Genomic DNA, 12,329 nt, shown 5'->3' with positions numbered 1-12,329 from the left:
TCACACCGTCGGCGCCACGATCGGGGGGGACGACGGTGCTGGTGGTGGACGACGACGAGCGCGTCCGCACCCTGGTCACCTGGCAGCTGGAGGCGGACGGGTTCGCCGTCGCCGCCGCGGCCGACGGTGCCGCCGCGCTGGACCGGATCGGCCGGGAGCGGCCCGATCTCGTCGTCCTGGATCTGTCCCTGCCCGGCGTCGGCGGCCTGGACGTGCTGCGCCGGGTCCGCGGCGACGAGTCCGTGACCGGGGGCGCGGCGATGCCGGTGATCGTGCTGTCCGGACGCAGCGGCGAGACCGACCGGATCGTCGGGCTCGACCTCGGCGCGGACGACTACCTGGTGAAACCGTTCTCCCCCAGCGAGCTCGTGGCCCGGGTCCGCTCGGTGCTCCGCCGATCGGCGCCCCCGCGACCCGACCCCGGCGACGGGCCCGTCCGCGGTCTGCGCGTCGACGACGCCTCCCGCGAGGTCACCGTCGACGGTGCCCCGGTCGAGCTGACGGCCCGCGAGTTCGACCTGCTCGCGTTCCTCGCCCGGCACCCGCGCCAGGTGTTCAGCCGGGTCCAGCTGCTGGAGCAGGTGTGGGAGGGCGCGCCGGACTGGCGGAGCGAGGCGACCGTGACCGAGCACGTCCACCGGCTGCGTCAGAAGCTCCCCGGGGGCACCCGGTTCCTGCGCACCGTCCGCGGTGTCGGCTACCGGCTGGAGCCCGGATGAGCGCGAGGACGCACGCCCGCCCCGGGCTGGACCACGACGACACGCTCGCGCTGCTCAGCCGTCAGACCGAGCTGCTCGAACGGATCGCCGAGGGCACCCCGCTGTCCGACGTGCTGGCCGGGATCACCGCCGTGCTGGAGGATCTCGTCCCCGGGGCCCGCTGCTCGGTCCTGCTGCTCGACCCGGTCGACCCTGCACCACGGGGCGGCGCCGTCGCTGCCGCACGCGTACTCGTCCCGGATCGACGGCCTGCCCATCGGCGCCGACGCCGGGTCCTGCGGTGCGGCCGCGTACCTGGACCGGCCGGTCGTCGCCGAGGACATCGGGACCGACCCGCGCTGGCGCGAGTACCGCGCGATCGCGACCCCGCACGGGCTGCGGTCGTGCTGGTCGTCGCCGATCCGGGGGCGCCAGGGTGTGCTCGGGACGTTCGCCGTCTACCACGACCACCGGCACCGCCCCTCGGCCCGTGAGGAGCGCCTGGTCGACCGGCTGACCCACCTCGCGTCGGTGGCGATCGAGCATGCGGGCCTCTTCGGCGCGCTCGCCGAGAGCGAGGAACGGTTCCGGCGGGCGTTCGCCGACAACGCGACGGGGATGGCGCTGGCGGACCCGCACGGCCGGATCACCGACGCCAACCGGGCCCTGACCGAGCTGCTGGGCCGCGACATCACCGGGGAACGGGTCGACGAGGTCCTGGTCCCCTGCGCGGGTGCCGCCGGTGAGGCCCGGGCCCGTCACGCCGGCGGTGCGGAGCTGGAGCTGGCGGTCACGTCCTCGCCGGTCCACGGGCCGGACGGCGGCGTCGTCCAGCTGTCGGTGGCCGTGCTGGACCTGACGCAGCGCCGCGCGGCACTGCGCGAGCGGCAGGCCCGTCACGAGGCCGAGGTCGCACGGGCCGCGGCCGAGTCGGCCAGCCGGGCCAAGTCACGGTTCGTCGCGGCACTCGGGCACGAGCTGCGCACCCCGCTCCAGGCGATCAGCGGGTTCGCCGAGCTGCTCGGCACCCTCGACCTGCCCGCCGACCGGCGGGCCGGCGCGCTGGACCGGATCGCCGGCGCGACGTCGCACATCCTGTCCCTCGTCGACGAGGTGCTCGACGTCGCCCGCGTCGAGGCCGGTGCGCTGCCGGTCCATCCCGAGCGGGTCGACGCGGCCGCCCTCACCGACGAGGTGCTCGACCTCCTCGGGCCGGTGGCGGGCGAGCGGGGCGTGACGCTGCACCACGTACCGGGCGGCGCGGCGGACGTCCTGGCCGACCCGCGCCGGCTGCGCCAGGTGCTGATCAACCTGGTCGGCAACGGCATCCGCTACAACCGGCCCGACGGCTGGGTGACCGTCGGGATCGACGGCGGCGGTGCCGGCGTCCGGCTGGTCGTCCGCGACTCCGGGCGCGGCATCCCCGAGCACGTCACCGGCCGGATCTTCGTCGCGTTCGACCGGCTGGACCTCGCCGAGCACGGCCCCGCCGACCAGGGCATCGGGCTGGGCCTGCCGCTGGCCAGGGGACTGGTCGAGGCGATGGGCGGCACGCTGACGATCAGCTCGGTGGTCGACGCCGGCACGACGGCCGTCGTCGCACTGCCCCGCGTTGAGCCGCCGTTGAGGTGAGGTTGTCCGGGCGGTGACCGCCGTCGCGCAGCATCGTCCGGGTGCTCCGACCCGGCCCGGGCGGGACGGCAGCTCCCCGGCCGTCCCGCCTCGTGACGACGCCCCGTCCGCCCCTCGGACGGGGCGGCGGGAAATTCTCCGGCCCCCGGGAATGATCCGCCCGGCCCGCCCGTTGGAACGACTGTCCGAGCCGGGCGACACGAGTCCCCGGGCCGCAATGGATAACCGCCGCCGTGGAATACCGTCCGGCTGGAGCCGCGGTGTGCCACTCGCCGCGAGGCGACCGGCGCCCGGTTCGGACACCCTTTCCGACTGCTCCCGAAATCCGATTGCCGGTGCGTGCGAGCTCGATCACCATGGTCGGCGTCCGCGACACAGCGAACCACCAGGCACACTGAACGGACGATGTCCACCGATCCCGCCCCGTCCTCGAGCGACCGACCCGACCTCGGGGCCGGCACGACCTCCCGTCCGCGGCGATCCCGCCGCGGGCCCCGGCGTCCGGCCGGTGAACGGCAGCACGACATCGATCAGCAGACCACCACACCAGGCCAGGCCGCAGCGCAGGCCGCCCCCGGGACGGAGGGCGCCGCGCGCGGCCGCCCGGCCCGCGGGCAGCAGCGCCGACCGCGCCGCCGCGGGCCACGGGGCCGGAGCGCTGCCGTCACGGCGCCCGGCCCCGACCAGCCCGGCCGTCGCGGCCCCGACCGCGACAGCCCGGACCCGGCCGGGAACGGCGGCCGGAACGAGCCGCCGCTCCCCCCGCTCGACGACGCCGAACTCGCGGCGCTGCGCGAGCGCATCACGGAGCTGGGTCCGGCCGAGGCCGAGCGCCTCGGGAGCCGTCTGGACCGCGCGCGCGACGGCCGTGCCCAGCAGCGCGTCGCGGACGCCGTGCAGAAGGCCGGCAACCGGATCGCCCGCCGCCGTGCGGCGCTGCCGCGCGTCTCCTACCCCGCGACGCTGCCGGTCTCCGCGCGCCGCGAGGAGATCGCCGATGCGATCCGGGACAACCAGGTCGTCATCGTCGCCGGGGAGACCGGCTCCGGGAAGACCACCCAGCTGCCGAAGATCTGCCTGGAGCTCGGCCGCGGTGTGCACGGGATGATCGGCCACACCCAGCCGCGACGGCTCGCGGCGCGCACGGTCGCGGCGCGGATCGCCGAGGAGCTGGGCGTCGAGCTCGGCGGGGCGGTCGGCTGGAAGGTCCGCTTCACCGACCAGGTCGGCGACTCGACCCTGGTGAAGCTGATGACCGACGGGATCCTGCTGGCCGAGCTGGCCGGCGACAAGGACCTCCACCAGTACGACACGCTGATCATCGACGAGGCCCACGAACGCAGCCTCAACATCGACTTCATCCTCGGGTACCTGACCCGCCTGCTCCCCCGCCGTCCCGACCTCAAGGTGATCATCACCTCGGCGACGATCGACCCGGAGCGGTTCGCCCGGCACTTCGGCGAGGACGACGATCCGGCGCCGATCGTCGAGGTCTCGGGGCGCACGTTCCCGGTCGAGGTGCGGTACCGGCCGGTCGTCGATCCCGACGACCCGGACGCCGACCCGGATCGTGAGCTGGACGACGCTATCGGCGACGCCGTCGTCGAGCTGCAGCGCGAGGGCCCCGGCGACGTGCTGGTCTTCCTGCCCGGCGAGCGGGAGATCCGCGAGGCGGCCGACGCCCTGGAACGCCGGAACCTGCGGAACACGGAGATCCTGCCCCTCTACGCCCGGCTCTCGACGGCCGAGCAGCAGCGGGTCTGGCAGAGCCACACCGGCAACCGGGTGGTGCTGGCGACCAACGTGGCGGAGACGTCGCTGACGGTGCCGGGTGTCCGGTACGTCGTCGACACCGGCACCGCACGCATCTCGCGCTACTCGCGCCGGCTGAAGGTGCAGCGCCTGCCGATCGAGAAGATCTCCCAGGCGTCGGCGAACCAGCGGTCCGGCCGCTGCGGCCGGACCAGCGACGGCATCGCGATCCGGCTCTACGCCGAGGACGACTTCGACGCCCGACCCGAGTTCACCGACCCGGAGATCCTTCGGACCAACCTGGCGTCGGTCGTGCTGCAGATGATCGCGCTGGACCTGGGCGAGATCTCGGAGTTCCCGTTCGTCGAGCCGCCGGACCGGCGCGCCGTCGCCGACGGGCTCGACCTGCTCCACGAGCTCGGCGCGCTCCGCCCGGACCGCCGCTCGCTGACGGCCGTCGGGCAGTCCCTGTCCCGGCTCCCCGTGGACCCGCGGCTGGGCCGGATGCTCGTCGAGGCGCACCGCAACGGCTGCCTGCGCGAGGTGCTGGTGATCGCCGCGGCGCTGTCGGTGCAGGATCCCCGGGAGCGCCCCACCGAGCAGCGCCAGGCGGCGGACGAGAAGCACCGGCGCTTCGGCGTCGACGGCTCGGACTTCCTCGCCTTCCTGCGGCTCTGGGACCACCTCGACGAGCGCCGCGACGCCCTGTCCGGGAACCGGTTCCGCCGTGAGCTGCGCGAGGACTTCCTGCACTATCTGCGGGTCCGTGAGTGGTGGGACCTGCACGGCCAGCTGCGGCAGGCCGCACGGTCCGCCGGGATGGACCTGAACGAGCGGGACCCCGAGTGGGCGGCGCACGCCGACCGCATCCACCGGTCCGTCCTCGCGGGGCTGCTGTCCCAGGTCGGCATGCAGGACCCGCTCGCGGAGAAGAAGGGCAAGGGCGACCCGAAGAAGGAGCGGAAGGGCCCGAAGGACTACCTCGGCGCCCGCGGCGCGAAGTTCGCGATCTGGCCCGGGTCGGGGTTGGCGAAGAAGCCGCCGCGCTGGGTGATGGCCGCCGAACTCGTCGATACGACGAGATTGTGGGCACGCACGGTCGCCCCCGTCCAACCGGACTGGATCGAGCCGCTCGCCGAACATCTCGTCCAACGGACCTATTCGGAACCCCGCTGGTCACGGAACCGCGGATCGGCCGTCGCGACCGAGCGGGTGACCCTGCACGGGTTGCCGCTGGTCGCCGACCGGACCGTCGCCTACGGCCGGATCGACCCCGAGGTGAGCCGCGACCTGTTCCTGCGGCACGCGCTCGTCGAGGGCGACTGGGAGACCCGGCACCCGTTCTTCCACGCGAACCGCGAGCTGCTCGACGACGCCGAGGAGCTCGAGCACCGTGCCCGCCGCCGCGACCTCGTCGTCGACGAGGACACCCTGTTCGCGTTCTACGACGCGCGGGTCCCGGCCGAGGTCGTCTCCGGCAAGCACTTCGACCGATGGTGGAAGGCGGCGTCACGGGAGTCCCCCGGTCTGCTCGACTACACCGAGGAACTGCTGGCCACCGAGGCCGCGAGCCAGGTGGACCGCGGCCACTACCCCGACCACCTCGACGCCGGCGGGCTCACGCTCCCGCTGTCGTACGCGTTCGAACCCGGCCACCACACCGACGGCGTCACCGTCGACGTCCCGGTCGCGGCGCTGCACCAGGTGGACCCGACGCCCTTCACCTGGCAGGTCCCCGGTCTCCGCGAGGAGCTGGTCACGGCGCTGATCAGGACGCTGCCGCGGAACCTGCGCCGCAATTTCTCCCCCGCGCCCGACCACGCGCGGGCGGCGCTGCGACGCCTGGCGGGCGAGACCGACCGCCCGCTGCTCGACGGGCTGGAGCGCGAGCTCGGCCGGATGCGCAACGTCGAGATCCGGCGCGAGGACTGGGAGCTGGAGCGGCTGCCCGAGCACCTGACGGTCACCTTCCGGGTGCTCGACGAGGCCGGTGCCGAGATCGCCCGCGACACCGACCTCGAACGCCTGCGCCGCGAGCTGGCGCCGAAGGTGCGCGAGGAGCTGGCCGCCGCGGGCAGTGGCATCGAGGAGACCGGGCTGAGGTCGTGGACGATCGGCGAGCTCCCCCGTGAGCTGCCGATCCGGCGCGGGGCCCACGTCGTGACCGGGTATCCCGGACTACGCGACCGCGGGCGGTCGGCCGACGTGCACGTCTTCGCCACGGCCCCCGAGCGCGATCCCGCCCACCACCGCGGGGCACGACGGCTGCTCCTGCTCGGCACGCCGAACCCCGGCAAGCAGGTGCAGCGCGGGCTCGACAACCGGGCCCGGCTGGCGCTGTCGCGCAACCCGCACGGCTCGCTGGACGCGCTGCTCGACGACTGCACGACCGCCGCCGCCGACCATCTCGTCGGCCGGGGCGGCGGCGACCCGTTCGACGAGGCACAGTTCACCCGGCTCGCCGAGCTGCTGCGGATGCGGCTGCCCGCGACCACCCTGCAGGTCCTCGACGCCGTACGCGGCGTCCTCGAGGCCTGGCACACCACCGGCGCGAAGCTCGCCGACCTGCGCGGACCCGCGACCCGCGACGGCGCCGCCGACGTCCGCGCGATCACGGACCGGCTGGTGGCCCCGGGGTTCGTGACCGCGGCCGGCGCGACCCGGCTCGGTGACGTGAAGCGGTACCTGCAGGCCTGCGAGGTGCGGCTGGACAAGCTGCACGCCGACCCCGGACGCGACGCCCGCTGGACCGCGGAGATGGCGCCGGTCGAGGCCGAGTACCGCGGGCTGCTCACCGGGCTGCCCGAGCACACCGAGCCGTCACCGGCGCTGCGCGAGATCGGCTGGATGATCGAGGAGCTGCGGGTCTCGCTCTACGCGCACCCGATGCGGACCCGGCACCCGGTGTCGGTGCAGCGGGTCGAGCGGGCGATCGACGAGCTGCCCCCGCCGTCCTAAACGCGGCGCACGGAGAATGTCGGGGGGCGCGGGCACACTGCCCGCATGAGCACCGACGCCCCCATCGCCAGGTTCTCCCTCGCCGCGATCGACTGCCCGGACCCGCTGGAGCTCGCACGGTTCTACGGACGGATCACCGGCTGGCCGGTGGCCGGGCAGACACACGACGACTGGGTCGAGCTCGATCCCGGTGGCGCCGGCGCGACGCTGGCGTTCCAGAAGATCTCCGACGGGGCCTACCGTCCGCCGCGGTGGCCCGGTCAGGACGATCCGCAGCGCGTGCACCTCGACTTCGACGTCCCGGATCTCGACGCCGGTGAGGCGGCCGTGCTAGCGATCGGAGCCCGCAAGCACGACGTGCAGCCCGCGCCGGAGAGCTTCCGGGTGTTCCTCGACCCGGTCGGGCACCCGTTCTGCCTGGTGAGGGCCTGACACCTCGCCGGAGGTGGGTGGAGATGTGACGATCGGGCTCCACCGACGGCGAGGGAGCCGCCCCGATGACCGCATCGACCACCCCGTACACCGAGCTCGGCGAGGCGCTGGGCACCGACTTCTTCTCGGTGCGCGACCAGTTCACCGACGAGCAGTGGCAGCGGTTCACCGACGTGCGCCGGTTCGTCGACACCGAGGTGCTCGACGAGATCAACGGCTACTGGGAGCGGGCGGAGCTGCCCTGGCACCTGTTCCGCAGGCTCCCCGAGCTCGGCATCGTGGGCGAGGACATCACCGGTCACGGCGCGGCGGCGATGAGCCCGCTCGCGCTGGGCCTCGTCCACATGGAGCTGCACCGCGGCGACGGCTCGCTGGGCACGTTCCTCGGTGTCCACGCGGGACTCGCGATGAAGGCCGTCGACATGTGCGGCTCGGAGGAGCAGAAGCAGCGCTGGCTGCCGTCGATGTCCACGCTGGAGCGGACCGGCGCGTTCGCGCTGACCGAGCCGGACCACGGCTCGGACTCGGTCGCGCTGGAGACCACCGCGACCCGCGACGGCGACCACTGGATCCTGAACGGGACCAAGCGCTGGATCGGCAACGGCACCGTCGCCGATCTGGTGATCGTCTGGGCGCGGGACACCGGCTCCGGTGACGTGCTCGGGTTCGTCGTCGAGACACCGACGGAGGGCTACACGGCGACCGTGATCCCGGGGAAGGTGTCGCTGCGCGCCCTGTGGCAGGCCGACATCACGCTGGACGGTGTCCGCGTCCCGGACGACGCCCGGCTCGCGCACGCGCGCACCTTCGCCGACTGCGCGGCCGTGCTGGCGACGACCCGGTCCACCTGCGCCTGGATGGCGCTGGGGCACGCCACGGCCGGCTACGACGCCGCGCTCCGCTACGCGACCGAACGCCACCAGTTCGGCAAGCCCCTGGCGAGCTTCCAGATCGTGCAGCAGCGGCTCGTCCGGATGCTCGCCGACCTCACCGGCATGCAGCTCTACTGCATGCAGACCGCCCGCCTGGCCGAGGCCGGGAAGCTGTCGCCGACGGTCGCCGGGCTGGCGAAGATGCACAACACCCGTACCGCCCGGTCGATCCTCTCCGAGGCCCGCGACCTGCTCGGCGGCAACGGGATCCTGCTCGAGCACCACGTCGTGCGGCACTGGGCCGACATCGAGGCCATCCACACCTTCGAGGGCACCGAGACGATGCAGACCCTGATCGTGGGCCGGGACGTGACGGGGATCAGCGCCTTCACCTGAGCTGCGCCGCGGCGCCGCGCGGCGCCGTCAGCACGGACGGGCGCCCGCCGTAGCACTCACGACGCCACGGCGACCGGGGGTGTCGTCCACCGCGCCCGGTCGATCCGGTCCGGCGCCCGGCATCCGGCGCCTGGAGTCCGGGGGCCGGGGGCCGGGGGCCGGGGGCCGGCCTACCGGGAGCGGGTTCTCTGAGTTCGCTTCCCCAGGCAGCGATTCTGCAGAACACACATGCCCCGGCGCGCCGGACCCGCCCCCTCTTCCGACATCACCCACAACGGAATCGCTGCCTGAGGAAGCGGTTCCACAGAACCCGGTCGCCCGTCGCGTCGGCTCGAGCGCGGCAGATCGAGCCCACCGCCCACGCACTCCGACCACCGCACGCCGCCGACGCATGCGTGCTGCCCGGGCCCGCAGCCCGCGAGCTGGCCGCTCAGACCGCGAGGTCCCGCGGACCCGGTCGGTCCCGGCCGAACCGGCGCGCGAGATCGGCCTCGATCCGGCGGTCGGAGCGGGACTCCAGCCACCGCCGTCCGCGCCGGGTCCGGGCCACCACACCGACCTCGACCAGGTTGCGCACCGCCTGGGCCGGGACCGCCCACGGTGCCGTGACCGGGAGGTCCAGGTCCCGCATGCCCTCCGCGCGCAGGAAGACCCGCAGGAGGCTGAGGAGCCGGCGTCGTTCCCAGGAGCCGCGGAGCCGCTCCAGCGGGCCGCCGGTCCGCTCCGAGCGGAGGCCGTCGACCAGGGCGACGGCGAGCGCCGCACCGTTGGGGGTGACGTCGCCCTGGGCGAGCAGCACGTGGTGGTTGAACACGTTCTGGGCGCGCTCGTCGTCGAACAGCCAGTCCTCGTCGACGCCCATCAGCCACCCGACGTAGCGCCAGAGGTGCATGATCGCGCGGCTCTCGGTACCGGAGACGTGGCGGCCGAGCAGCCGGCAACCGAGGATCGCGGTGCTGTTGAAGAGGCCGAGGGTCGCCGCCGAGTCCGACTGGTTGATCGGCAGGCCGTGGGTGGCGACGTCGTAGCGGTCGCCGCGTTCGAAGCGGTCGGCAACGAGCGCGTGCATCGCGCGCACGTGCAGGGTCGCCCGCCAGCCGTCGCCGCCGGGCCGCATGCCGCCGGGTGCGCTCACCGCGAAGGCCCACGCCTGCGTCTCCGCCAGCCGCCGCATCGCACCGTCGCCGGTCAGCCCGCCGGTCCGCACCAGCAGCTCGGTCGGCCCGCCGTAGCGGTAGCCGCCGATCAGCGACAGGCCCAGCAGCACGTCGTCGCGGCTGCGGCCGAGCCGCCGGTACGCCCGCGCGCCCCGTTCGAGCAGGTCCCGGTCCAGCCACCCCGGTTCCGGGGTGACGGCCGCGAAGAACTCGCGCAGCGCAGCCGGTCCGGCGGCGGGGGCCGCGCCGTCGGCGAGCGCACGGTGGAACGCCCGCATCGTCACCCGCTCCGGGTCCTCCCGGCCGCGCCCCATCGCCCGGGCCAGGGCGGCGCCCGTCTCGTCGCGGGTCAGCATCCGCCGGCCGATCTCGTCGACGAGTGCGAGGTCGGGCTCGCGTACTCCGGCGACGAGGGCGAGCGGCTGGGCGATCCGCGCCGCTCGGGCCGGTGAACTGCGGAAACGGTGCGGCCCGATCGGTGCGGGCGCGCTCGCCTCGGGGATCTCTGCCACCATGGGCCGATGCTGACACGAGTCGGAGCTCGCGTTCAACGCGCGTTCGGGAGCCGGGTGTGAGCGGTCGCGCAGGGCGCCGGAGGGAGCCGCGGCAGGAGCGGTCCCGGCGGATGGTGGAGCGGATCGTGGAGGCGGGCCGCGAGGTCCTGGTCGCGCGCGGCTACGACGGCGCCTCCACGAACCGGATCGCCGAGGCCGCGGGGATCTCGCCCGGCTCGCTCTACCAGTACTTCCCCGACAAGGACGCGGTGCTCGCCGAGGTGCTCGACCGGTACCTCGACGGGATGGAGGCTCGCGTCTCGCGCGCGTTCCTGGACGGGCTCAGCGGCAGCACCCCCGGGCCGGGCGGTGCGGCGGACCCGGGCCGCGGCACCGGGCCGGTCGTCCGCGCCACCCTCGACGCCCTGCTCGACGCGTTCTCCGAGCAGCCCGACCTGTTGCGGGTGATCGTCGAGCAGCTCCCGCGCGCACCCGGGTCGTCGGGCAGGCCCGGGCGGCGGGCCGCGTTCGCCGGCCGGATCGACGATCTCGTCGCGACGGTGCTGCTCACCCGCGGCGAGACGGACCCGGACATCGCCCGCGTGTCGGCGTGGACGGTGGTCCGGACGGTCGAGCACCTGACGACCGGGTTCGTCCTGGAGCGTCCCGCGTTCGGTCGCGACCTGCTCGTCGAGGAGCTGACGGCGCTGGTCGCCGGTTATCTCGACGCGCGGTGGAGCGGCGGGCGGGTCGCGTCGGACGGACCGTCCTGACCGGGTTCGGTCGGCAGGCCCGCGGCCGCCCAGGCCCGGAACCCGCCGTCGACGTCGGTCGCCCGGTGGAGACCGAGGTCCTGCAGCGAGGCGGCGGCCAGGCTGGAGCTGTAGCCCTCCGAGCAGAACAGGATCCACGGGACGTCGTGCCCGGTCGCCTCCGGGATCCGGGCGTCCGAGGTGGGGTCGAGCCGCCACTCCAGGTGATTGCGCTCGATCACGAGCGCCCCCGGGACGGCGCCTTCCTCGACCCGCTGCCAGCCCGGCCGGGTGTCGACGAGGTACGCGCCCTCCTCGGCGAGCGCCGCGGCCCGGGCCGGGTCCGACCGGTCGAGCCGGGCCCGCGCCGCGGCCAGGAGATCTCCGACGGTCCGGGTCATCCGACGCCCTGTCCCGGCTGGACGAGCTCGGTGCGGCTGCGGCGCAGGCGCTGGTGCCCCGCGGTGGCAGGGACGTCCTCGACCTCGTAGTAGGACATCGCCGACAGCGGCGGCGAGTAGGCGTGCACGCTCACGGCGGCCTCGTCGGCGGTGTTGGCGACGTCGTGCACGTGCCCCAGCGGGAACGCGGCGCCGCGGCCGTGCCGCAGCGTCCGGGTCCGGAGGCCGGCCGGACCGCCCCAGCGGCGCTCGGTCAGCGTGCCGGACACGACGGTCAGCGCGCCGATCGAGCCGGCATGGTCGTGCAGCTCCGCGATCTGCTCGGTGGCCCAGCTGATCAGCCAGACGTCGACCAGGCCGTCGCTGCGCAGCAACCGGTACCAGCGCCGGTCGGGATCGACGACGACCTCGTGCCGGCCGGCGCGCACCTCGGCCGCGATCTCGAGGGTGAGCTCCTGCAGGTCCTGCAGGTCGTAGGGGGTCGGCGCCGCGACGGGCCGGGCGTGGACGGTCGCCGTCCGCGAGGCGGACGGGCGGGCAGGGCGGGACGCACGGACGGGTGCGGACACGGTGGTACTCCAGAGACGTCGGTCGAGCGGGATCGGGTCCTCAGCTCGGGCGACAGCCCTGATCGAAGTGGTCGGCGCGACGGGTACCCCACAGGGGACCGAGGGTCGCTGCCTGACTCATGACGACGATGTCACCACACGGTGACAGCCGGTTCAACCGCGTGTCCGGCCGCCGGGAACGGCACCCGCCGTGTCCGGACAACATCGCCCTGACCT

The 12,329-nt window shown here is 74.4% G+C and carries 10 protein-coding genes; 6 read left to right on the top strand and 4 right to left on the bottom strand.

The genetic code is table 11. The features are described 5' to 3' along the window. Window positions 1-44 precede the first annotated feature (44 nt). Window positions 45-719: a response regulator transcription factor gene (locus Ae150APs1_RS32135; RefSeq protein WP_254850128.1), complete on the top strand. Its 675-nt coding sequence runs from the start codon at window positions 45-47 to the stop codon at window positions 717-719. Here the strand turns inward: Ae150APs1_RS32135 and Ae150APs1_RS33715 are convergent. Further along, window positions 698-1,042, bottom strand: coding sequence for a hypothetical protein (locus Ae150APs1_RS33715; protein ID WP_249266386.1), 345 nt, complete (start codon window positions 1,040-1,042; stop codon window positions 698-700). The genes Ae150APs1_RS32135 and Ae150APs1_RS33715 overlap by 22 nt on opposite strands. Here Ae150APs1_RS33715 and Ae150APs1_RS18260 point away from each other — a divergent pair. The 4 genes from Ae150APs1_RS18260 to Ae150APs1_RS18245 all read left to right on the top strand — a co-directional run bounded on the left by Ae150APs1_RS18260 (window position 936) and on the right by Ae150APs1_RS18245 (window position 8,740). Further along, window positions 936-2,330, top strand: a complete 1,395-nt coding sequence (locus tag Ae150APs1_RS18260; protein WP_349289909.1) for an ATP-binding protein — start codon at window positions 936-938, stop codon at window positions 2,328-2,330. The two genes, Ae150APs1_RS33715 and Ae150APs1_RS18260, sit on opposite strands and share 107 nt — an antisense overlap. Before the next feature lie 405 nt (window positions 2,331-2,735). Continuing rightward, a complete protein-coding gene (hrpA, locus tag Ae150APs1_RS18255) occupies window positions 2,736-7,040 on the top strand; it encodes an ATP-dependent RNA helicase HrpA (RefSeq protein WP_083680218.1) in 4,305 nt (1,434 codons plus the stop codon). Between the two features lie 45 nt (window positions 7,041-7,085). Beyond that, window positions 7,086-7,472, top strand: a complete 387-nt coding sequence (locus tag Ae150APs1_RS18250) for a VOC family protein (protein ID WP_060574133.1) — start codon at window positions 7,086-7,088, stop codon at window positions 7,470-7,472. Between the two features lie 65 nt (window positions 7,473-7,537). Further along, on the top strand, window positions 7,538-8,740 hold the full coding sequence (locus Ae150APs1_RS18245) for an acyl-CoA dehydrogenase family protein (protein WP_075299189.1): 1,203 nt from the start codon (window positions 7,538-7,540) through the stop codon (window positions 8,738-8,740). 430 nt (window positions 8,741-9,170) lie between these two features. On the opposite strand, the gene Ae150APs1_RS18240 is transcribed toward Ae150APs1_RS18245, so the two are convergent. Further along, the gene (locus tag Ae150APs1_RS18240; protein ID WP_075299188.1) at window positions 9,171-10,412 is read right to left on the bottom strand and encodes an oxygenase MpaB family protein; all 1,242 of its coding nucleotides are present in this window, start codon (window positions 10,410-10,412) and stop codon (window positions 9,171-9,173) included. A 56-nt stretch (window positions 10,413-10,468) separates the two neighbouring features. On the opposite strand from Ae150APs1_RS18240, the gene Ae150APs1_RS18235 reads away from it, so the two are divergent. Further along, window positions 10,469-11,164, top strand: coding sequence for a TetR/AcrR family transcriptional regulator (locus tag Ae150APs1_RS18235; protein ID WP_212567227.1), 696 nt, complete (start codon window positions 10,469-10,471; stop codon window positions 11,162-11,164). Here the strand turns inward: Ae150APs1_RS18235 and Ae150APs1_RS18230 are convergent. Together Ae150APs1_RS18230 and Ae150APs1_RS18225 are read right to left on the bottom strand one after the other, a co-directional pair. Continuing rightward, window positions 11,110-11,544: a rhodanese-like domain-containing protein gene (locus Ae150APs1_RS18230; RefSeq protein WP_075299186.1), complete on the bottom strand. Its 435-nt coding sequence runs from the start codon at window positions 11,542-11,544 to the stop codon at window positions 11,110-11,112. The genes Ae150APs1_RS18235 and Ae150APs1_RS18230 overlap by 55 nt on opposite strands. Further along, window positions 11,541-12,113: a cysteine dioxygenase family protein gene (locus tag Ae150APs1_RS18225; protein WP_075299184.1), complete on the bottom strand. Its 573-nt coding sequence runs from the start codon at window positions 12,111-12,113 to the stop codon at window positions 11,541-11,543. The genes Ae150APs1_RS18230 and Ae150APs1_RS18225 overlap by 4 nt, the downstream gene beginning before the upstream one ends. Between the last annotated feature and the right edge of the window lie 216 nt (window positions 12,114-12,329).

This window comes from Pseudonocardia sp. Ae150A_Ps1, from assembly GCF_001932315.1.
Classification (GTDB): domain Bacteria; phylum Actinomycetota; class Actinomycetes; order Mycobacteriales; family Pseudonocardiaceae; genus Pseudonocardia.
Note: the sequence above shows the minus strand (reverse complement) of the source record. Positions and strands in the feature narration are given on the sequence as shown.